Source organism: Vibrio sp. 10N.222.52.B7, from assembly GCF_041474275.1.
In the GTDB taxonomy this organism is placed as follows: domain Bacteria; phylum Pseudomonadota; class Gammaproteobacteria; order Enterobacterales; family Vibrionaceae; genus Vibrio; species Vibrio crassostreae_C.
In genome coordinates this window covers 43,194-64,349 of the sequence record NZ_JBFRTU010000002.1, presented here as the reverse complement: position 1 = coordinate 64,349, position 21,156 = coordinate 43,194, and the positions used below count along the sequence as shown (strand labels likewise).

Annotated in this window: 16 protein-coding genes; 9 read left to right on the top strand and 7 right to left on the bottom strand. The window is 46.2% G+C overall.

Annotation, left to right across the window (positions count from 1 at the left end; all coding sequences use genetic code 11):
- Positions 1–232 precede the first annotated feature (232 nt).
- Entirely contained in the window at positions 233–1,522 is a 1,290-nt protein-coding gene (locus AB4512_RS01155; RefSeq protein ID WP_017061144.1) for a malic enzyme-like NAD(P)-binding protein, read from the top strand.
- A gap of 166 nt (positions 1,523–1,688) precedes the next feature.
- On the opposite strand, the gene metJ is transcribed toward AB4512_RS01155, so the two are convergent.
- Positions 1,689–2,009 carry a met regulon transcriptional regulator MetJ gene (gene metJ / locus AB4512_RS01150; protein WP_004415993.1) on the bottom strand — a complete coding sequence of 107 codons (321 nt, stop codon included), beginning with the start codon at positions 2,007–2,009 and terminating at the stop codon, positions 1,689–1,691.
- A gap of 208 nt (positions 2,010–2,217) precedes the next feature.
- Here metJ and AB4512_RS01145 point away from each other — a divergent pair, with 208 nt between their 5' ends.
- The 3 genes from AB4512_RS01145 to metF all read left to right on the top strand — a co-directional run bounded on the left by AB4512_RS01145 (position 2,218) and on the right by metF (position 7,010).
- Complete coding sequence (locus tag AB4512_RS01145) at positions 2,218–3,399, top strand: O-succinylhomoserine (thiol)-lyase (RefSeq protein ID WP_017063681.1); 1,182 nt, start codon at positions 2,218–2,220, stop codon at positions 3,397–3,399.
- Positions 3,400–3,401: 2 nt separating this feature from the next.
- Positions 3,402–5,813 (top strand): bifunctional aspartate kinase/homoserine dehydrogenase II, encoded by a 2,412-nt coding sequence (locus tag AB4512_RS01140; protein ID WP_372174182.1) that lies wholly within the window; start codon positions 3,402–3,404, stop codon positions 5,811–5,813.
- A 297-nt stretch (positions 5,814–6,110) separates the two neighbouring features.
- Entirely contained in the window at positions 6,111–7,010 is a 900-nt protein-coding gene (gene metF, locus AB4512_RS01135) for a methylenetetrahydrofolate reductase (RefSeq protein WP_004729683.1), read from the top strand.
- 124 nt (positions 7,011–7,134) lie between these two features.
- On the opposite strand, the gene AB4512_RS01130 is transcribed toward metF, so the two are convergent.
- The 3 genes from AB4512_RS01130 to argE all read right to left on the bottom strand — a co-directional run bounded on the left by AB4512_RS01130 (position 7,135) and on the right by argE (position 12,048).
- A complete protein-coding gene (locus tag AB4512_RS01130) occupies positions 7,135–7,674 on the bottom strand; it encodes a PadR family transcriptional regulator (RefSeq protein WP_017061141.1) in 540 nt (179 codons plus the stop codon).
- Positions 7,675–8,022: 348 nt separating this feature from the next.
- A complete protein-coding gene (gene ppc / locus AB4512_RS01125) occupies positions 8,023–10,659 on the bottom strand; it encodes a phosphoenolpyruvate carboxylase (protein WP_170791819.1) in 2,637 nt (878 codons plus the stop codon).
- A 252-nt stretch (positions 10,660–10,911) separates the two neighbouring features.
- The gene (gene argE / locus AB4512_RS01120; protein ID WP_009848891.1) at positions 10,912–12,048 is read right to left on the bottom strand and encodes an acetylornithine deacetylase; all 1,137 of its coding nucleotides are present in this window, start codon (positions 12,046–12,048) and stop codon (positions 10,912–10,914) included.
- A 153-nt stretch (positions 12,049–12,201) separates the two neighbouring features.
- Here argE and argC point away from each other — a divergent pair, with 153 nt between their 5' ends.
- The 4 genes from argC to argH all read left to right on the top strand — a co-directional run bounded on the left by argC (position 12,202) and on the right by argH (position 17,554).
- Entirely contained in the window at positions 12,202–13,206 is a 1,005-nt protein-coding gene (gene argC / locus AB4512_RS01115) for an N-acetyl-gamma-glutamyl-phosphate reductase (RefSeq protein WP_017061139.1), read from the top strand.
- Positions 13,207–13,218: 12 nt separating this feature from the next.
- A complete protein-coding gene (gene argB / locus AB4512_RS01110) occupies positions 13,219–14,007 on the top strand; it encodes an acetylglutamate kinase (protein WP_017063686.1) in 789 nt (262 codons plus the stop codon).
- A 113-nt stretch (positions 14,008–14,120) separates the two neighbouring features.
- A complete protein-coding gene (locus AB4512_RS01105) occupies positions 14,121–15,332 on the top strand; it encodes an argininosuccinate synthase (RefSeq protein ID WP_017061137.1) in 1,212 nt (403 codons plus the stop codon).
- Between the two features lie 347 nt (positions 15,333–15,679).
- Positions 15,680–17,554 (top strand): argininosuccinate lyase, encoded by a 1,875-nt coding sequence (gene argH / locus AB4512_RS01100; RefSeq protein ID WP_017061136.1) that lies wholly within the window; start codon positions 15,680–15,682, stop codon positions 17,552–17,554.
- Between the two features lie 255 nt (positions 17,555–17,809).
- Here argH and AB4512_RS01095 read toward each other — a convergent pair whose 3' ends face one another.
- Positions 17,810–18,058: a DUF3624 domain-containing protein gene (locus AB4512_RS01095; RefSeq protein WP_029235423.1), complete on the bottom strand. Its 249-nt coding sequence runs from the start codon at positions 18,056–18,058 to the stop codon at positions 17,810–17,812.
- Between the two features lie 87 nt (positions 18,059–18,145).
- On the opposite strand from AB4512_RS01095, the gene AB4512_RS01090 reads away from it, so the two are divergent.
- Positions 18,146–18,493, top strand: a complete 348-nt coding sequence (locus AB4512_RS01090) for a RidA family protein (protein WP_102370802.1) — start codon at positions 18,146–18,148, stop codon at positions 18,491–18,493.
- 167 nt (positions 18,494–18,660) lie between these two features.
- Here AB4512_RS01090 and AB4512_RS01085 read toward each other — a convergent pair whose 3' ends face one another.
- Both AB4512_RS01085 and AB4512_RS01080 read right to left on the bottom strand, forming a co-directional pair.
- Positions 18,661–20,127 carry a dihydrolipoyl dehydrogenase gene (locus AB4512_RS01085; RefSeq protein WP_102370803.1) on the bottom strand — a complete coding sequence of 489 codons (1,467 nt, stop codon included), beginning with the start codon at positions 20,125–20,127 and terminating at the stop codon, positions 18,661–18,663.
- 274 nt (positions 20,128–20,401) lie between these two features.
- Positions 20,402–21,130, bottom strand: coding sequence for a glutathione peroxidase (locus AB4512_RS01080; RefSeq protein ID WP_017061133.1), 729 nt, complete (start codon positions 21,128–21,130; stop codon positions 20,402–20,404).
- Between the last annotated feature and the right edge of the window lie 26 nt (positions 21,131–21,156).

Here is a 21,156-nt window from a genome sequence, read left to right as displayed (position 1 = left end):
GATAAGTTGCCTCTCTATTCTATTTCAGGGCAATTCCTTGCGTATCTCTCTTCACCAAAATTCAGCACGAAACTTCAACAAGCGATAGTAATTTCAACTGCTCACTGGTCTTATTAGTAGTGAAATCTCGTTTTTTAATGAGACAGAGGCTTCAACCACCTAGGAACTTTGAAGTACATCCATTAACATGAACAAGATCCCCCAAATAATAATATCCTAGGAACCTACACCTATGTCTGAAGACAGCAGCCAAGCTCAATCCTCTCAAGAATTATCACCTCAAGAACAATTCCGTCAGCAAGCTCTTGATTACCATGAGTTCCCAATTCCAGGCAAAATTGCCGTAGAACTGACGAAGCCTGCAAACTCTGCAGAAGACCTAGCACTTGCATACAGCCCAGGCGTGGCTGAGCCTGTTCGCGAGATCGCACAGAACGTTGATAACGTTTATAAGTACACAGGTAAAGGCAACATGGTTGCAGTTATCTCTAACGGTACAGCGATTCTTGGCCTAGGTAACCTTGGCCCTATTGCTTCTAAACCTGTTATGGAAGGCAAAGCGCTCCTGTTTAAGCGTTTTGCTGGTTTAGATTCTATCGATATTGAAGTAAAACACCGCACAATCGATGAGTTCGTTGATACAGTTGCGAATATCGCAGATACATTCGGCGGCATTAACCTGGAAGACATCAAAGCACCAGACTGTTTTGAGATTGAACGTCGCCTGATTGAACGTTGTGATGTTCCGGTATTCCACGATGACCAACACGGTACTGCGATTGTAACGGCAGCGGGTATGCTGAATGCGATCGAGCTTCAAGGTAAGAAACTTGAAGAGTGTAAGATCGTTTGTTTAGGTGCTGGCGCAGCGGCGGTTGCTTGTATGGAACTACTGATTAAGTGTGGCGCTCAGCGTGAAAAAATCTACATGCTTGACCGTAAAGGTGTGATCCATACTCGTCGTGATGACCTAAACGAATACAAAGAGCTGTTCGCAAATAACACTGATAAGCGTACGCTTGAAGATGTTATCGAAGGCGCTGACCTGTTCTTGGGTGTATCGGGGCCGAATCTACTGCCTGCTGAAGCACTAACGCTGATGGCTGATAAGCCTGTTGTGTTTGCATGTTCAAACCCAGATCCAGAGATCAAGCCTGAGCTTGCACACGAAGTTCGTTCTGACCTAATCATGGGTACAGGCCGCAGTGATTACCCTAACCAAGTAAACAACGTACTTTGTTTCCCATTCATTTTCCGTGGTGCACTAGACGTGCGTGCGAGCGAAATTAATGACGAAATGAAGCTAGCGGCGGTTAAAGCGATTCGTGAACTGGCGAAAGAAGAAGTTCCAGCTGAAGTACTAGCAGCTGCGGGCGAGACTGCACTGGAGTTCGGTAAGGGTTACATCATTCCTAAGCCAATGGACCCACGTCTACTTCCTCGCGTAGCACGAGCAGTTGCGGAAGCGGCTGTTGAATCTGGCGTAGCTCGTATCGAGATGCCTGCTAACTATATGGCTTAATAGCTGTTGCTCTATTGAGCCAAAAAGAATAATAAAAAACCGACTCATCTGGAGTCGGTTTTTTTATGTCTATCATTCACAGCGCAATCATAAAAAGCTATGCGCGATGTGATAAATAAGGTTCAGCTAGAGCGAATCAATAATGAAGGCAGTGACTGAGTTGTTTTTATTCTTCGTCAAACGCTTCGAACTCGATACCCATCTCTGTCATCAGCTTTTTCACTTCAGCAGGAATATCGTCTGGGCGGTCTTTACGAAGGTCTTCATCCGTTGGTAGTGGTTGGCCTGTGTACGCATGTAGAAAGGCTTCGCACAGTAGCTCACTGTTTGTTGCATGGCGTAGGTTATTAATCTGGCGGCGAGTACGCTCGTCAGTAAGAACCTTTAACACTTTTAGAGGGATAGAAACTGTAATTTTCTTTACTTGTTCGCTTTTCTTTCCATGCTCAGCATATGGGCTTATGTATTCACCATTCCAGTCGGCCATTGCGTACCTTCATCACTTTAGTTGTTAGAATAAATTAATAGTGGTGATTTTAGCGGGATTTACTGCCATAAGCAAAGACATATAGACGTCTAGAAGTGTTGACGTCTCACGTTTATGAAAGTAAAGTGAATAACATATATCTAACACAGCCGCAAAATGCCGACAAGCCGCTGTGATTCTCAGACGCAAAACTTGTAAGGAAGCACCTATGAGCAGCCGGAAGCCAGCAACAATCGCAGTACGTACTGGTATCGAGTCAGACACGCAACACCATGCCGTTGTCCCACCCATTTATCTTTCGACTAACTATGGGTTTCCCGCTTTTGGTGAAGTGCCAAAGTACGATTACACCCGTTCTGGTAACCCAAACCGCGGTTTATTAGAGACGGCACTGTTTGAGCTTGAATCAGGCAAAGGCGCGGTTGTGACTAACTGTGGTACTTCGGCGCTTAACTTATGGGTTTCGGCTTTCTTAGGCGGCGATGATCTTATTATTGCACCGCACGATTGCTACGGCGGTACTTACCGTCTGTTTAACACTCGCTCGCTAAAAGGTGACTTCAAAGTTCTGTTCGTTGATCAATCGGATCAAGCAGCGCTGGATGCGGCGCTCGCACTTAAGCCAAAGTTGATCTTAATTGAAACCCCATCGAATCCACTGGTTCGCGTGGTTGATATTGCAGAAACTTGCCGTAAAGCGAAAGAGGTTGGTGCTCTGGTTGCTGTCGACAACACGTTTTTGACACCTGTGTTCCAAAAGCCTTTAGAGCTGGGTGCTGATTTTGTTATCCACTCAACCACTAAGTACATCAATGGACACTCAGATGTTATTGGTGGCGTTGTGGTCACTAAGACAGAAGAACACGCTGAAGAGTTAGCATGGTGGGGCAACTGTATTGGTGCGACCGGCACACCATTTGATAGCTACATGACTTTACGTGGTATTCGTACGCTAGGTGCGCGTATGCGAGTTCACGAAGAAAGCTCACGTGAAATTCTAGCGTCTCTGCAGCAACAAGATCTTGTTGGCACTATTTACCACCCAAGCCTTCCTGAACATCCGGGTCATGATATCGCGAAGAAACAGCAATCGGGCTTTGGTTCCATGCTCAGTTTTGAGTTTGCGGGCTCATTCGAGGCGCTTAAATACTTTGTTGATAAGTTAGAGCTGTTTTCTTTGGCAGAATCATTGGGCGGTGTTGAAAGCCTGATTTGTCACCCTGCGTCGATGACTCACCGCGCGATGGGTGAAGAAGCCTTAGCAGAAGCGGGTGTTTCTCAGCAACTACTGCGTCTATCTGTTGGCCTTGAAGATGCAGAAGACCTAATCGATGACCTCAAGCAAGCGTTTGAAAGAACACAGCGCTTTATCGCTGAAGGGGAGGGTTAATAATGGCAACCTTTCGCCAGCTACATAAATTTGGTGGCAGCAGTTTAGCGAATCCTGAATGTTACCAACGCGTGGTCAACATTCTTAGAGAATACTCATCAGCATCTGATTTGGTGGTGGTATCGGCAGCAGGCAAAACAACCAACCGTTTGATTGAATTTGTTGAAGCGCTCGACAAAGATGGTCGTATTGCCCATGAATGCCTACAAGCACTTCGTCAGTTCCAACTCGATCTGATTGAAGCACTGCTTGAGGGTGAATCAGCCGCACAACTTACTTCAACCATTCAACAAGAATTTACCGCTTTGGGTGAGCTAACGGCTCCCTTGAGCGAAGCACAAAAAGCAAAAGTGCTTGGACACGGTGAGGTTTGGTCTTCACGTATACTCGCGGCTTTGTTGTGCCTGCATGATTTACAAGCCGTTGCTCAAGATGCGCGTGCTTTTTTACGTGCAGAAGTGGGCGCTCAGCCTGAAGTCGACCGCGCACGTTCTTACCCTCTGATCAAAGAAGCCTTGGCGCAGCATGCACATTGCCGCGTGGTGATTACGGGCTTTATGGCTCAGAACTGCCAGGGTGAAACGGTATTGCTTGGCCGTAACGGTTCGGATTACTCAGCAACCGTGATTGGTGCTTTGGCTGAAGTTGAACGCGTGACGATTTGGAGTGATGTGGCAGGCGTTTACAGCGCTGACCCTCGTCTGGTTTCAGATGCGTGTCTATTGCCTCTACTTCGCCTTGATGAAGCCAGCGAATTGGCTCGTCTTGCCGCTCCAGTGCTTCACAGCCGAACGCTACAGCCTGTGGCTCAAAGTGCTATGGATCTCAGCTTACGCTGCAGCTATCAGCCGGAGGCGGGCTCTACACAGATCGAGCGTGTACTGGCATCGGGTCGTGGCGCAAAAATCATTACCTCTTTGGATGAAGTGCTTATCGTGCAACTGACCTTTGGTCACGGCCATGATTTCGACCGTCTAGAGAGTGAAGTGCTTGAAGGGCTTAAGCGTGCTCAACTTGAGCCGCTTGCTTATGAGCTTGAACCGGATCAACACTGTTTGCGTCTTGCCTACACAGAAGAGATCGCTGGTGGTGCATTAGAATATCTCCAAGACCATGCGATTGAAGCTGAGATTAAGCTAAAAGAAGGTTTCTCTCTGATTGCTGCTGTGGGTGCGGGTGTGACTAAGAACCCTAACCATTGCTACGGTTTCTACCAGCAGCTTAAGAGCTCGCCGGTTGAGTTCATCTCAGAAGCGAACTCAGGCTTAAGCTTGGTGGCTGTGATTCGTAAGAGTGAAACATCAAGTCTAGTGAAAGGCATTCACTCTCAATTGTTCCAAGCGCAGAAGCGTGTTGCGATTGCCTTGTGTGGTAAGGGCAACATTGGTTCAAGCTGGTTAAGCCTGTTTGCTGAGCAAAAAGCGGAACTTGAAAAGCGCCGTGGAATGAACTTTGAATTGGTTGCCGTGGTTGATAGCCAAACCTATTGGTTCGACGATCAAGGCATTGATGCGACTTCGGTAGGTAAGCGCTTTGACGACGAAGCTATTGCTAACAATGGTAACGACTGGTTAGAGCGTTTGGGCTCTATTCAAGGTTATGACGAAGCAGTGGTTCTGGATGTGACTGCGAGCCCAGTGCTTGCAGCAAAGTATCTGCAAATCGCACAACAAGGTATTCACCTAATCTCGGCGAACAAGGTGGCAGGTTCTGCATCGAGCGAGTATTACCATCAAGTACAAGATGCTTTCGCTAAGATCAGCCGTCATTGGTTGTACAACGCGACAGTGGGTGCTGGATTGCCGATTAACCACACGGTACGTGACCTACGTGAAAGTGGCGATGACATCATTGCGTTGTCTGGCATTTTCTCGGGCACGTTGTCTTGGTTGTTCCAACAGTTTGATGGCACCGTGCCGTTCAGCGAGTTGGTTGACTTAGCATGGCAACAAGGCCTTACGGAACCTGACCCTCGTGCTGACCTAGATGGCTCAGACGTGATGCGTAAGCTGGTGATTCTGGCGCGTGAATCTGGTTTGGATATCGAACCTGAAAACGTAAAAGTGGAATCGCTCGTACCTGCAGAGCTACAAGATCTATCTGTGGATGACTTCTTCGACAAAGCTTCTGTACTGAGCGAAGAGCTGGCTGAGCGTTTAGAGAAAGCGCACTCTCAACAGAAAGTTCTGCGTTACGTAGCGCGTTTGGAGAAGAACGGTAAGGCAACCGTAGGCGTTGAAGCACTGTCTAAAGAACATGCTCTGGCGAACTTGTTGCCTTGCGACAACATCTTTGCGATTGAGAGCAAATGGTACAAAGATAATCCATTGGTTATTCGTGGTCCAGGTGCCGGTCGTGAAGTAACGGCAGGTGCAATTCAATCTGATCTAAACAGAATGTCTAGTCTGTTCTGATACTCATATCGGTTGGTTTGAAACTCAGATCAATTGTTTTAGTACGTAAATGGCATACTATTCACTAAGATAAATAAGGCTGAAAGCACGATGTGTTTTTCAGCCTTTTTTCTACATTATTTCTGCTTTGCGACCCATCTAACGACTTGAGTTTTACTCACGATCTACTTGAGAAAAATTCATAATGGATCTGTTGACATTAAATCGTATTCAATACATTCTACAGACATATAGACGTCTAAACGTCGTTTAAGGATTTGAGTTTTTAGTGGTTGCTTTTGCCACAGGGAGAGTAAGATGGGATACACACACGCTAGTCATATCGACGCTTTAAATCAGAATATCGCTGAGCTTTCTGACAACATCAATGTGTCATTTGAGTTTTTTCCACCGAGCAGTGAGAAGATGGAAGAGACCCTGTGGAACTCTGTTCACCGCCTTAAAACACTTCAACCAAAATTTGTATCGGTAACTTACGGTGCAAACTCGGGTGAACGTGACCGTACCCACTCAATCATTAAAGAAATTAAAAACCAAACCGGCCTAGTGGCTGCACCGCACCTAACGTGTATTGATGCAAGCCGTGAAGAGCTGATTCAAATTGCCGACGATTACTGGGCAAATGGTATCGAGAGTATTGTTGCGCTACGTGGTGATATTCCAGCAGGCGGCGGCGCGCCAGAGATGTACGCATCTGACCTAGTCGAGCTACTTAAATCTCGCCACGATTTTGATATCTCAGTAGCGGCATTCCCTGAGGTTCACCCTGAAGCAAAAAGCGCTCAATCTGATCTTATTAACCTAAAGCGTAAAGTGGATGCGGGTGCCAACCGTGCCATCACTCAGTTCTTCTTTGATGTAGAGAGCTACCTACGCTTTCGTGACCGCTGTGTAGCGGCTGGCGTTGATGTTGAGATTGTACCGGGCATTCTGCCGGTTTCTAACTTCAAGCAAGCATCTCGCTTTGCTGCGATGAACAACGTAAAAGTACCGGGCTGGATGGCGAAGCAGTTTGAAGGTTTGGATGATGATCCAACGACTCGTCAGCTTGTTGGTGCTAGCCAAGCAATTGATATGGTTCGTACACTGAGCCGTGAAGGTGTGAAAGATTTCCACTTCTACACGCTAAACCGTGCAGAAATGACTTATGCACTTTGCCATACGCTAGGTGTTCGTCCGCAAGTCGCTGCGCTGTAAGAAAAGTCTAAGAAGTAAAGCCTAAGCACTTGTAAAAAGCCTCTGGCAGTAACATTTCAAATCCTATAGATACAAAAAAGGCTTGGACTCATAGAGTTCAAGCCTTTTGCTTTTCTAGCTTAACTTAAGCTAGAGCGCCAAGTTCAAGCAGTACTTCTTCAGCCCATACAATCCATGCTTCACGGATAAGTAGGTTACGACGAAGTGTTAGACGCTCAAGGCGTGCTTGCTTGTCTAGTGTCGATGGCGTTGCGTAGTAAGCTGCTTCGATTTCACGGTAGTGAGAAACCAGTTTGCGAGACTCTTCTACTAGCTCAGCAAGTTGTACACGGTAAGCGTCAGAAGGTTGTACAGCACAAGCCATTAGCTTAGCTGAGAACTCGTCACGAACGGTTGGGTGTGCAGTTGGTTGTTCAAACCATTCACCTAGCGCGCCACGGCCAGCATCAGTGATAGAGTAAACTTTACGATCAGGTTTGCCTTCTTGAGGCTCAAGCACGCAAGTTACCTGGTCGTTCTGAGCCATTTTATTTAGCTCGCGGTAAACTTGTTGATGGCTAGCTTTCCAGAAGTAACCAATGCTTGCGGAGAATTCTTTTGTGATATCGTAACCAGTAGCATCGCGTGTACTTAAAACGGTTAGAATTACGTGTGGTAATGACATGTCTGAAATCCAAATGGTAAACAGTAAACAAATACTTAAACAACAAGTGTGCTTCTAATGGCACGTTATATTGGTTATGTCTAAGTAGCACCAACTCATCGGTTGGTTATGTCACCTTACAAAGCCGTTTATCACCTAGGTTGACCAGTTTATTGGTCAAGATGCTGCAGATTATTTTTTGGAGTGTTTCCGCAGCGGAGCAGTAGTATATCTAAATAATAAGCATAAAGTAGAATACATGGACAAAATAACCCAAAAAACTGACAAAAAACTCAGTATTGCTTATTTTGTGAAATAAAAAGGTCGCACTAGGCGACCTTTTGTCCGTTGAATGGTAGGAATCACTAATTAACCAGTGTTTCGCATGCCTGCTGCAATGCCTGCAATCGTCACCATTAGCGCTTCTTCAAGCTCTGCTGGTGGTGTTTCACACTTACGAGTACGGTAAAGCAGTTCAGCTTGAAGCATGTTTAGTGGCTCAACGTAGATGTTACGTAGGCGGATTGACTCAAGTCCCCAAGGGTCGCTCTGCATTAGGTTCTCGTTGTTCTCAACATTTAGCACGGCTTTGATGTCTTTTTGCAGCTGTTCACGCAGTAACTCACCTAATGGTAATAGCTCTTCGTCAACAAGGCGTTGGTCGTAGTACTTAGCGATTTCCATGTTGCACTTCGAGTACACCATTTCCAACATACCGAGACGGGTAGAGAAGAACGGCCACTCGCGACACATCTCTTCGAGCAGGGCTTGATGGCCTTGATCTACAGAGTACTGAATCGCTTCACCAGCGCCTAACCATGCAGGCAGTACCAAACGGTTTTGGCTCCAAGAGAAGATCCATGGAATCGCACGCAGGCTTTCTACGCCGCCGTTCGGGTTACGTTTCGCAGGGCGAGAGCCAAGAGGCAGTTTACCTAGCTCCAGTTCAGGTGTCGCTTGACGGAAGTAAGGTACGAATTTCTCTTCGCCACGAACCACGTTGCGGTAAGCCTCACAAGATACTTGAGATAGCACTTCCATTAGGTCGCGCCACTCTTGTTTTGGCTCAGGTGGCGGCAGAAGGTTCGCCTCTAGAATCGCGCTTGCGTAAAGGTTGAAGCTGTTTACAGCAACGTCTGGTAAGCCAAGTTTAAAGCGGATCATTTCGCCTTGCTCTGTTACACGTAAACCGCCTTTCAAGCTCTTAGGTGGCTGAGAAAGAAGAGCAGCGTGCGCCGGAGCACCACCACGACCAACCGTACCGCCACGACCGTGGAATAGAGTCAGTTCAATGCCTTCTTCATCACAAACCTTAACCAGTTTGTCCATTGCATCATATTGAGCCCAACCTGCAGACATTACGCCCGCATCTTTCGCTGAGTCAGAGTATCCGATCATCACCATTTGGTGGTTCTGGATAAAGCCACGGTACAAGTCGATGCTCATTAGCTGTTTCATTACTGCTTCTGAGTTGTTCAAGTCGTCTAGCGTTTCGAACAGCGGACATACGTCCATGCGGTATGGGCAGCCACATTCTTGCAGTAGTAAGTGAACAGCCAGTACATCTGATGCAGTACGAGCCATAGAAATTACGTAAGCACCGAAGGCTTCACGAGGTTGAGCAGCAATAACCTTGCAGGTGTCTAAAACCTCTTTAACCTGTTCAGATGGCTCCCAATCGCGAGGAAGAAGCGGACGCTTAGAGCTTAATTCATTGGTTAAGAAAGCAATCTTGTCTTGCTCGTTCCATTGGTCGTAGTCGCCAATGCCTAGGTAGCGAGTCAGTTCAGACAGCACATCTGAGTGACGTGTACTTTCTTGACGAACATCGAGACGCACTAGGTGTACACCGAATGCTTTTAGGCGGCGCAAGGTATCAAGTAGAGAACCGTCTGCGATTACGCCCATGCCACATTCGTGCAGCGATTGGTAACATGCGTAAAGCGGTGTCCAAAGTTGCTCGATGTTCTGTAGTGTTTCTTTCTTCGGAACCTCTGTGTCATGCAATTTTGCATCCAGCACTTCTAGCGTGTTGTTCAGTAGAGTGCGTAGGTTCTTCAGGATTGCACGGTAAGCTTCGTGTTCATCACCTGCTAGCTCACGAACGGCATCATTACACTTAGTCATCGACAGTTCGGTAATCAGCTCGTTTACGTCGCCTAAGTAAAGATCGGCAGCTTTCCAACGAGATAGGCGCAGAACTTCCTTAGTGATGGTGTGCGTTACGAATGGGTTGCCATCGCGGTCACCGCCCATCCAAGATGAGAAGTGTACTGGGCGTGCATCGATCGGCAGGCCTTCACCAAGATAACCTTTTAGTCGGCCATCCATTTCACGTAGGAAGTCAGGAACGGCTTCCCATAGAGAGTTTTCTACAACCGCAAAGCCCCACTTAGCTTCATCAAGTGGCGTTGGGCGTTGTTGACGAATCACATCTGAGTGCCAACCTTGAGCGATCAGTTGCTCTAGGCGGCGTTCGGTTTTCACGCGCTCTTTGTGTGATAGGTCGCTTAATTCTAATTTAGACAGACACTCGTTGATCTTAACTAGCTTGTTGATCATGGTGCGACGAGTGATTTCTGTTGGGTGTGCAGTCAGAACGAGTTCAATGTTCAGGTCACGAACGGCTTGAGCCGCGTCTAGCTTGCTGATGTCATTCTGGTTTAATTTGGAAAATAGAGATTGCAGCACGTCTGGTTCACAAACATGCTCCTCACAGTGGCGAGAGATGGTGTGGTACTGCTCTGCCATGTTGGTGAGGTTGAGAAATTGGTTAAATGCACGAGCAACAGGAGTGAGTTGTTCGTTCGGCAGGTTTTTGATTTCTTCAACTAGGCTGTCACGGTCAGCTTTGTTGCCTGCGCGGGCGGATTTGGAAAGTTTACGGATAGTCTCCACTTTCTCTAAGATAACGTCACCATGTGCATCTTGGATTGTGTTACCTAGCAAGCGTCCCAGCATGCTTACGTTACTCTTGAGAGCGGCGTATTTCTCGTTCATTGTCATCCTGCCTCGTAAAAAAATTACATCCATTGTTCCTTGTTAAGTACACAATCTAGCGAAAAGTGCTGTATCTAGTCAAATAAAGCATTCTAAGTTTGCAATTATTAGTTTTCGAAATGCGGGAGAAGTAAATTTCCCAATAGTTCGGAATTAAAGTGAAATTTAATTACAAGATCAGGCTGTGTCTGGGATAACAGAATAAAAGCCACCTTTTCGGGTAGCTTTTATACGAAAATATTGGAAGAAAAGTAATAACTAGAAACAATATTTGCGGATCGACTTACTCAGAACATCAATCGTTGGATCGATAAAATCGAAGCTTAGGAACTCATCTGGTTGGTGAGCTTGGTCGATTGAGCCTGGACCCAGCACTAAGGTTGGGCAAAGTTCTTGAAGGAAAGGTGCTTCTGTACAGTAGTTCACGGTTTGTGATTCAGTTTCGCAAACTGATTCCATGCCACCGATAAATGGATGGTCATGTTGGCACTCGTAACCCGGGATAGGTTCGTGCAGTGGCGTAATCTCAATTCTGCCCGGCCATTTTGCTTCTACTTCTTTAAGTGCGCTGCGCAGCATGTTATCCAAGCCATCTAGGCTGATACCTGGCAAAGGACGCACATCATAGTGCAGCTCACAGCAACCACAGATACGGTTGGCACTGTCGCCACCGTGGATATGGCCAAGGTTTAGAGTGGGGCTTGGAATTGCGAAACCCGGGTGGTGATACTCTTTGACTAGCTTGTCACGCAGTTGCATTAAAGCGAACAACACTTCATGCATGATCTCGATGGCGTTGACACCTAATGCAGGATCAGAAGAGTGACCTGATTTACCCGTTACTCGCACAGCGTTAGCAACATGGCCTTTATGGCCACGAATCGGCACAAGGCTGGTTGGCTCACCAATAATGCAGTAATCCGGTTTAAACGGTGCATTTTCAGTGAAATGACGCGCACCCAGCATGGTGGTCTCTTCGTCACAGGTTGCCAATACATATAGCGGCTTGGTCTGTTTGCTCCAATCCATCTTCTTTGCCGCTTCATAAACGAAAGCGAAAAAGCCTTTCATATCGGCTGTGCCTAATCCATAGAAGCGATTGTTGTGTTCTGTTAGTGCGTGAGGGTCGAAGTTCCAACGTCCTTCATCAAATGGCACTGTGTCGCTGTGTCCTGCGAGTAGCAAGCCACCTTCGCCCGATCCCATCTTAGCGACCATATTATGCTTGCCGGGTTCGACTTCCACGACTTCAACGCTAAAGCCTACGTCTTTAAACCATTGAGCCATTTTTTCGATCACTTTCTCGTTGCCATGATCCCAGCTTGGATCGGTCGAGCTAATAGAGTCTGTGGAAATTAGGCCTTTGTAGACCTCAAGAAAACTCGGTAATTGCATAATAACTTCACTTCTACTATTGACAGGAAAACCATAAGTCGGTAAAACACATATTAAATCATATTTAATGCATAAGAAATCAAATAAAGCTAAAAATTAAGTATGAATAGTCAAATTTGAAATGTAACTTACCTCAAAAATGGATGTGTTGAGATGTTGAAAACCACGATCATTGGCGCAAGCGGCTACACAGGAGCAGAACTGGCTCTAATGATAAACAGACACCCTGAGCTCACGCTATCAGGTTTATATGTCTCAGCCAATAGTGTAGACGCAGGTAAACCTATTGCGGCACTGCACGGTAAGTTAGCTGGCTTGATTGATATGCCAGTACAACCTTTAACAAATCCGGAAGAAGTAGCTAAACAATCTGATGTGATTTTCTTAGCAACGGCACACGAAGTCAGTCACGACCTAGCGCCAATTTTTCTAGAGAACGATTGCCAAGTCTTCGACCTATCGGGTGCATTCAGAGTTAAAGGCGAAAACTTCTATCAAGAGTTTTACGGTTTTGAACATCAACACGAACAATGGCTAGACAAAGCGGCTTACGGTTTAGCTGAGTGGAACGAACAAGAAATTAAAGAAGCTCAGCTTGTCGCTGTCGCGGGTTGTTACCCAACCGCATCACAACTGGCGATTAAACCTTTGGTTGAAGCCAAGTTACTGGATGAAAACCAATGGCCAGTGATTAACGCAACCAGCGGTGTGACTGGTGCAGGCCGCAAGGCGACGATGGTCAACAGCTTCTGCGAAGTGAGCTTGCAAGCTTATGGTGTATTCAATCACCGTCATCAACCTGAAATGGCTGCACATTTAGGATGTGATGTGATTTTTACCCCGCACCTCGGCAACTTTAAGCGTGGCATTTTGGCAACCATTACCATGAAATTGGCTGAAGGCGTGACAGAACAACAGATACAAGATGCCTTCGAGCAAGCTTACCAAGGTAAACCTGCGGTGAGATTACTCGAAGAGACATTGCCAAGAATTCAAGATGTAGAGCAGACGCCTTTCTGCGACTTAGGTTGGAAGGTTCAAGGTCATCACATCATCGTTGTTTCAGCGATTGATAACTTATTAAAGGGTGCATCTAGCCAAGCGATGCAGTGTTTGAATTTACGTTATGGTTTTGCGCCATTAACTGCGTTAGTGTAAGGAAATCTAGATATGAGCCTTAATAATCAACCATTAATCATAAAGTTAGGTGGCGCTGCGCTATCTTGTGGTGAAACACTTAGCAAGTTATTTGGTGCTATCTCTGCTTACCAACAACAGGCACAACGACCAATCGTGATTGTTCACGGTGGCGGTTACCTTGTTGATGATTTGATGAATAAGTTGAATCTAGAAACCGTTAAGAAAGAAGGGCTACGTGTTACTCCTTATGATCAGATCCCTGTGATCGCTGGTGCACTAGCGGGCACGGCCAACAAACTACTTCAAGGTCAGGCAATTAAAGACGGTATCAATGCCGTTGGTTTAAGCCTAGCAGACGGTGGTTTATGCAAAGTGAGCGAACTGAACCCTGAACTGGGCGCGGTAGGAAAAGCGGAGCCGGGCGACTCAACCGTTCTGCAAGCGATTCTTAATGCGGGCGCACTGCCAATCATTAGCTCAATTGGTCTTACTGAGCAAGGTCAACTGATGAACGTCAATGCCGACCAAGCTGCGGTTGCCGTTGCGGGCGCACTTGATGCTGAACTGGTACTGCTTTCTGATGTAAGTGGTGTGTTGGATGGCAAAGGCCACCTCATTCCAAGCCTTAATCAACAACAAGCCGATGACCTTATTGCCGGCAAAGTGATTACCGACGGCATGATCGTTAAGGTTCAAGCTGCACTAGAAGCCGCTAACGACCTTGGACGACCAATCGAAGTTGCCACTTGGCGATACCCAGAAAAGCTAACACAACTGTTTTCAGGTAAAAGCATAGGAACACAGTTTTTACCTCAGTAGGTCTCACAACGAGTCACTACTTAAAGAATTTAGACAAATTAAATAAACATATAATTATGAAGTCATTTCCAACGCTGACCGCCATGTGCAGTATGGAAACTAGGAGAAAGAAAATGAGCAAAGTTAACGTAAAGAAAGTTGTAGTAGCCTACTCTGGCGGTCTAGACACATCAGTAATCATTCCATGGTTGAAAGAGAACTATGACTGTGAAGTGGTTGCGTTTGTTGCGGATGTTGGTCAAGGCGACGAAGAGTTGATTGGTATCGAAGAGAAAGCAAAAGCTTCTGGTGCATCTGAGTGTTACATCGCAGACCTTAAAGAAGAGATGGTTGCTGACTACATCTACCCAACGCTGAAAACGGGCGCTTACTACGAAGGTAAATACCTACTAGGTACGTCGATGGCGCGTCCAATCATCGCGAAAGCACAGGTTGAAGTCGCACGTAAAGTAGGTGCAGACGCACTGTGTCACGGCTGTACTGGTAAAGGTAATGACCAAGTTCGTTTTGAAGGCGCATTTGCTGCACTAGCACCTGATCTACACGTAATTGCACCATGGCGTGAATGGGATCTAGTGAGTCGTGAAGAGTGTCTAGATTACCTGGCTGAGCGTAACATCCCTTGTACGGCTTCTCTTACTAAGATTTACTCGCGTGATGCAAACGCATGGCACATCTCAACAGAAGGCGGCGTTCTAGAAAACACATGGAATGCACCTAACGAAGATTGCTGGGCTTGGACTGTAGACCCTGAGCAAGCGCCAAACGAATCTGAAACAGTGACGCTTAAAGTTGAAAAAGGCGAAGTGGTTGCGGTTGATGGCGAAACAATGACGCCATACAACGCACTGGTTTACCTAAACGAGAAAGGTGCTAAGCACGGTGTTGGTCGTATCGATATCGTAGAGAACCGTCTTGTTGGCATGAAGTCTCGTGGTTGTTACGAAACTCCGGGTGGCACAATCATGATGGAAGCACTGCGTGCAGTAGAGCAACTGGTTCTTGATAAAGCGGCATTCGAATTCCGTGAAGAGCTCGGTGTTAAGGCTTCTCACCTTGTATACGATGGTCGTTGGTTCACTCCACTATGTAAGTCAATCCTTGCCGCGACAGAAGAGCTAGCACAAGACGTGAATGGTGAAGTGGTTATCAAGCTTTACAAAGGCCATGCAACGGTGACTCAGAAGCGTTCTGACAACAGCCTGTACTCAGAAGAGTTTGCAACCTTTGGTGAAGATGAAGTTTACGACCAAAGCCATGCTGAAGGCTTCATCCGCCTTTACTCGCTATCAAGCCGTATCCGTGCTTTGAATAGCCAAAAGTAATCCTAACAATGAGTTAGTGAGCTAGCCTTTGATGAAAGATTGAAGGTTAGTAAACAGACATTATTATGCAAAGCCCATTCACTATTGATTAGTGAGTGGGCTTTTTACTTTCTATTTGCCTAATAAATCAGCTTCGGTTTTTCCTATCGGATGGCATATAATTCGCGCTCCACGCTAAAAATAATCAATGGATTGAACTGTTGGTGAATAAATATGTGAAAATAATGAATTAATACTTTATTTTCATTTTGAATTGCCGTAAGTTTAAACCATCAGAAAAATACTGAATCTTAATCAGAATTATCATTTGCAAAAACAGTGAGCACTGTGCAATTAGGAGATACACAATGGCATTATGGGGCGGTAGATTTACCCAAGCAGCAGACACCCGGTTCAAAGATTTTAACGATTCTCTTCGTTTTGATTACCGATTGGCTGAGCAAGACATTGTGGGCTCAATTGCCTGGTCTAAAGCTCTACTGTCGGTCAACGTATTAACAGAAGAAGAGCAACAGAAGCTTGAGTTAGCGCTGAATGAGCTAAAACTTGAGGTGATGGAAGATCCTGAACAGATTCTACGTTCTGATGCAGAAGATATTCACAGCTGGGTTGAGCAGCAACTTATCGGCAAAGTCGGTGACTTGGGCAAAAAACTTCACACTGGCCGTTCTCGTAACGACCAAGTGGCGACAGACCTGAAACTATGGTGTCGTCAGCAAGGTAACCAACTGCTACTGGCATTGGATCGCCTACAAAGCCAAATGGTGAACGTTGCTTCTCAGCATCAAGAAACCGTGCTTCCTGGCTACACTCACTTACAACGTGCTCAGCCGGTAACTTTTGCTCACTGGTGCTTGGCTTACGTTGAAATGCTTGAGCGTGATTATTCACGTTTGAATGATGCGATTAAGCGTCTAGACACATGTCCGCTGGGTTCTGGTGCCCTTGCTGGAACAGCTTACCCGATGGACCGTGAAGAGTTAGCTCACAACTTAGGTTTCCGTCGTGCAACGCGCAACTCTCTAGATTCAGTTTCTGACCGCGACCATGTGATGGAGCTAATGTCGATTGCTTCTATCTCTATGCTTCACCTTTCGCGTCTTGCAGAAGATATGATTTTCTATAACTCAGGTGAATCAAACTTCATCGAGTTAGCGGATACCGTGACGTCAGGTTCATCTCTGATGCCACAAAAGAAAAACCCAGATGCGCTAGAGCTTATCCGTGGCAAAACTGGCCGTGTTTACGGTTCATTAGCGGCAATGATGATGACAGTAAAAGCTCTGCCTTTGGCGTACAACAAAGACATGCAAGAAGATAAAGAAGGTCTGTTCGACGCTTTAGATACTTGGAATGATTGTATGGAAATGGCAGCACTCTGTTTTGACGGCATTAAAGTGAACGGCGAACGTACACTTGAAGCCGCGAAACAAGGCTACGCGAACTCAACTGAATTGGCTGATTACCTAGTAGCGAAAGGGATTCCTTTCCGTGAAGCTCACCATATTGTTGGTGTGACGGTAGTGGCGGCGATTGCTAAAGGCTGTGCATTAGAAGAATTAACCATCGCAGAGATGAAAGAGTTCTCTGAGGTGATTGAGGAAGATGTGTATGACATCCTGACCATTGAATCGTGTCTTGAAAAACGTAGCGCGCTAGGCGGTGTATCTCCACAGCAAGTGGCTTACGCGGTTGACCAAGCTGAGAAACGTTTATCACAGCGTGATACGTCCATCGTCAAGGTTCGTCCTGCTCGTCTGACCGATATTGAAGCGTTGGAAGGTATGGTCGCTTACTGGGCGAACATGGGTGAAAACCTACCTCGTTCTCGTAATGAACTGGTGCGTGATATTGGCTCGTTTGCGGTCGCAGAGCATCATGGTGAGGTGACAGGTTGTGCATCACTCTATGTGTATGACTCTGGCCTAGCGGAAATCCGTTCACTGGGTGTCGAAGCTGGCTGGCAAGGTCAAGGGCAGGGTACCGCAATTGTGCAGCACTTGGTTGAGAAAGCGCGACAAATGGCCATCAAGAAGGTGTTTGTGCTGACTCGTACTCCAGAGTTCTTTATGAAGCATGATTTCTTACCAACATCGAAATCTCTGCTGCCTGAGAAGGTACTGAAAGATTGTGACCAGTGTCCTCGTCAACATGCGTGTGATGAAGTGGCATTGGAAGTGAACTTGGTAGAGCAGATAATTGCTAAGGTTAATGTTGCATAAGGCATTGATTTTATAGCTCCTAAAAAAAAGATCAAAAATCTGATCTTTTTTGGGAACAAACTAAGAAAAGCCCGGTCTATTAAAGTACCACTGCTTTTTCTTAGAATTTTCTAAGAAAGCCCTAGAATCGATTGGTTCTGGGGCTTTTTTCTATCTGCTGTTCGGGAAATGACAATAGCTCGAAAATTATGATGAATTATCGGATTGTTTAGCCCTGTCTCTAATCACTACTCTTTATCCAATAAAGACTTCCAGCTAACGTTTTTTGCCCTTTAACGGTAACACCACAAACTTCATGACCCAATGCAACGACAGCAAGCCACTGAACGCGAAAGCGGCCATCATCAACGCGATGGCATTGATGGTTTTTGGGTCTTCTCTGAAAAACAGCCACCATACTCCCCAACTCAAAATCGACAACACCATCAGCTGATTCATGCAACGCTGGCAGCGACCGAGTTTGTTACGGATTTTTTCACTTTTATTGCAATGAATGCATGTCATCTTGGGTTTGATTCGCGTTATGCTTGTTGCCCTGATAATAACACGTCACAAGATATTGGATCACGGTGACACAGAGAGAGAAAGTCGATGATTGAGCGCCAAGACACCAAACAACGCATGAGCCGTATTGTGAAACACAACGGCACTATCTACCTATGTGGCCAAGTGTGTGCTGATGCAACCAAAGACATCACTGAGCAAACACAGACGATGCTAGATAAAGTAGAAGCGCTACTTGAGCAAGCAGGCAGCGACAAAGAGCACATGCTGTCAGCAACGATTTACTTGAAAGACATGAAAGATTTCCAAGAAATGAACGCAGTTTGGGATGCATGGGTACCAGAAGGTCACGCTCCAGCTCGCGCATGTGTGACTGGCGATATGGCTCGCGAAGCGCTACTTGTTGAAATCTCTGTGATTGCTGCTGAGAAGTAATAGCTAAGTCTTTAGCTACCGGCAATTGCTTCAAGAGATTCCAGATACCTCGTCCCTCGGTTCTGGAATGACGATGCTCGAAGCCAAAAACAAAAAGGAAAGCCAATGGCTTTCCTTTTTAGTATCTAACGTTTGTTAACTGCTAATTGACTGGCGCTAGTCTGAGATTAACAGCCCGGGCCACAATCCAGACAGTGTTTCACCATCTCTGGACCTAGGTGCAGTTTCGCATTCAGGTCGCGTAGGGCAGTTCGTACACCCTCTTCGATTACTGGGTGGTAGAACGGCATGTCTAGCATCTCAGAAACCGTCATCTTGTTCTGGTGTGCCCATGCTAATAAGTGAGCCAAGTGTTCTGCGTTTGGTCCCATCATCTCAGCACCAAGGAAGCGGCCTGTGCCTTGCTCGCCGTATACGTGCAGAATACCTTTGTTGCGAAGCATCACTCGTGAACGACCTTGGTTTTCGAAAGACACTTCACCCGTTGCGAAACAGCCACATGTGCCTAAGCGTGTGGTGATCTCTTTGTAGGTTTCACCAACCATCGCGATTTGCGGGTCAGAGAATACTGCCGAGATTTTAGAGCGGCGTAGGCCTGCACGAATCTCTGGGAAGCGACCTGCATTGTCACCCGCAATACGAGCTTGGTCTGCTGCTTCATGCAGTAGAGGCAGTTGGTTACTCGCATCACCAGCGATAAATATTGATGGTAGTGATGTTTGTAGCGTGTAGTGGTCTGCGATTGGCACACCACGTTCATCAAGCTCTAGAGAGGTATTCTCTAAGCCAAGCTTGTCAGTGTTAGGGCGACGACCTGTTGCTGCTAGTACGTATTCAACGACGTTAGTTTCTAATTCACCTTGTTTATTGATGAACTGGATTTCGACACGTGGCTCACCCGATTCAGTGGTAATGCGCTTCATGCTTTCGATTTTCACGTCGGCATCGAGATAGAACTCTTCATTGAAAGCTTTATCTGCATAAGCCATGATCTCTGGATCAGTTACTGGGCCAACTTGACCACCCAAACCGAACAGTTTGGTCTTCACACCTAAGCGGTGCAGTGACTGACCAAGCTCAAGACCAATAACACCAGGGCCAAATACCGCAACCGATTCTGGTAAATCATCCCAGCTGAACACGTCGTCGTTAATGATCAGGCGGTCACCAAGTTCATTCCAAACGGCAGGGTATGCAGGGCGAGAGCCGGTCGCGATAACAATACGTTTAGCGGTGACAACCGTGTGGTCATCAATTTGTAGCGTGTTATCGTCTAAGAATTTTGCGTAACCAGAGATCTTGTCTTGCTCTGGGATTTCATCAACGCCTTCTAAAACAAAACCAACAAAACGGTCACGCTCAAACTTCACTCGCTCCATCACTTCACGACCGTTAATCACGATATCGCCTTGTGGGTGAACGCCAAAAGCCGGAGCTTTCTCGATTTGGTGTACGCTTTCTGCAGCTGCAATAAGCAGTTTAGATGGCATACAACCAACGCGAGCACAGGTAGTACCGTAAGGGCCGCCTTCAATCATCACGACACTGTCAGTGTGTGCTTTTGCAGCGCGGTAAGAACCTAGACCTGCCGTACCGCCCCCGATAACTGCTACATCTACATTGACTTGTTTCATAATAATTTTCTCGCAATGGCTAAATTTGGTTTGAACGAACCCCTCCAACTCTGATGATTTTTTGAGAGTCAGGATTGCGGGTCAGTTTTGTGATTCTGTTTTATTAGATTTAGCTTGTGACTCTGCTTTTATTGCTAACTATAGGTTAGTAAAAGACAGGCGAGTCACCAGCTATATTCTTTTTCCCAAAACTCAGATAAGAGTGTTTGGAATAGCTAACCCACAAGAGGGTGGGTTAGCTGATACTTCTAAGCCTATATCGGCGATGAAGCGATTAGCCTAGGAAAGTTTCTAGTTCTTCACTACCACCGATGTGTTTGCCACCGATGAATACTTGAGGAACGGTAGTGCGACCAGAGATTGCACGTAGGCTTACTGTTGTTGCATCTTTACCTAGAACCACTTCTTCGTAGTTCAGACCTTTGTCGATTAGGTTCTGTTTTGCTTTCATACAGAAAGGACAGCCTGGCTTAGTGAATACTGTGATTGACTCTTGCTCTTTGTGCTCAGGAGCAAGGTAGTTAAGCATAGTATCTGCATCAGAAACCTTGAACGGGTCGCCTGGTACGTCTTCTTCGATGAACATTTTTTCTACCACGCCGTTTTTAACCAGCATGCTGTAGCGCCATGAACGTTTGCCGAAGCCGATGTCGTTTTTCTCAACTAGCATACCCATGCCGTCTGTGAAATCACCGTTACCATCAGGGATGAATGTGATGTTTTCCGCTTCTTGGTCTGCTTTCCATGCGTTCATTACGAACGTGTCGTTTACAGAAACACAAAGGATGTCATCAACGCCGTTTTCTTTGAACACTGAATGTAGTTCGTTGTAACGAGGTAGGTGGCTTGAAGAGCATGTTGGAGTAAACGCACCTGGTAGGCTGAATACGATAACTGTCTTGTCTTTGAAAAGCTCTTCAGTCGTTACGTTAACCCATGCATCACCTTGGCGAGTTGGGAATGTTACTTGAGGGATTGATTGACCTTCTTTAGATGCAAACATATTGATTTCCTTAAATAGTATTTTTA

Bases quoted from the DNA above. Each gene is read 5' to 3' on its own strand.
- metJ (WP_004415993.1), bottom strand. From the start codon at position 2,009: ATGGCCGACTGGAATGGTGAATACATAAGCCCATATGCTGAGCATGGA.
- AB4512_RS01085 (WP_102370803.1), bottom strand. From the start codon at position 20,127: ATGAAACAAGTCAATGTAGATGTAGCAGTTATCGGGGGCGGTACGGCA.
- AB4512_RS01090 (WP_102370802.1), top strand. From the start codon at position 18,146: ATGATTGAGCGCCAAGACACCAAACAACGCATGAGCCGTATTGTGAAA.
- AB4512_RS01105 (WP_017061137.1), top strand. From the start codon at position 14,121: ATGAGCAAAGTTAACGTAAAGAAAGTTGTAGTAGCCTACTCTGGCGGT.
- argE (WP_009848891.1), bottom strand. From the start codon at position 12,048: ATGCAATTACCGAGTTTTCTTGAGGTCTACAAAGGCCTAATTTCCACA.
- AB4512_RS01080 (WP_017061133.1), bottom strand. From the start codon at position 21,130: ATGTTTGCATCTAAAGAAGGTCAATCAATCCCTCAAGTAACATTCCCA.
- AB4512_RS01095 (WP_029235423.1), bottom strand. From the start codon at position 18,058: ATGACATGCATTCATTGCAATAAAAGTGAAAAAATCCGTAACAAACTC.
- AB4512_RS01140 (WP_372174182.1), top strand. From the start codon at position 3,402: ATGGCAACCTTTCGCCAGCTACATAAATTTGGTGGCAGCAGTTTAGCG.
- argH (WP_017061136.1), top strand. From the start codon at position 15,680: ATGGCATTATGGGGCGGTAGATTTACCCAAGCAGCAGACACCCGGTTC.
- AB4512_RS01155 (WP_017061144.1), top strand. From the start codon at position 233: ATGTCTGAAGACAGCAGCCAAGCTCAATCCTCTCAAGAATTATCACCT.
- argB (WP_017063686.1), top strand. From the start codon at position 13,219: ATGAGCCTTAATAATCAACCATTAATCATAAAGTTAGGTGGCGCTGCG.
- ppc (WP_170791819.1), bottom strand. From the start codon at position 10,659: ATGACAATGAACGAGAAATACGCCGCTCTCAAGAGTAACGTAAGCATG.
- argC (WP_017061139.1), top strand. From the start codon at position 12,202: ATGTTGAAAACCACGATCATTGGCGCAAGCGGCTACACAGGAGCAGAA.
- AB4512_RS01130 (WP_017061141.1), bottom strand. From the start codon at position 7,674: ATGTCATTACCACACGTAATTCTAACCGTTTTAAGTACACGCGATGCT.
- metF (WP_004729683.1), top strand. From the start codon at position 6,111: ATGGGATACACACACGCTAGTCATATCGACGCTTTAAATCAGAATATC.
- AB4512_RS01145 (WP_017063681.1), top strand. From the start codon at position 2,218: ATGAGCAGCCGGAAGCCAGCAACAATCGCAGTACGTACTGGTATCGAG.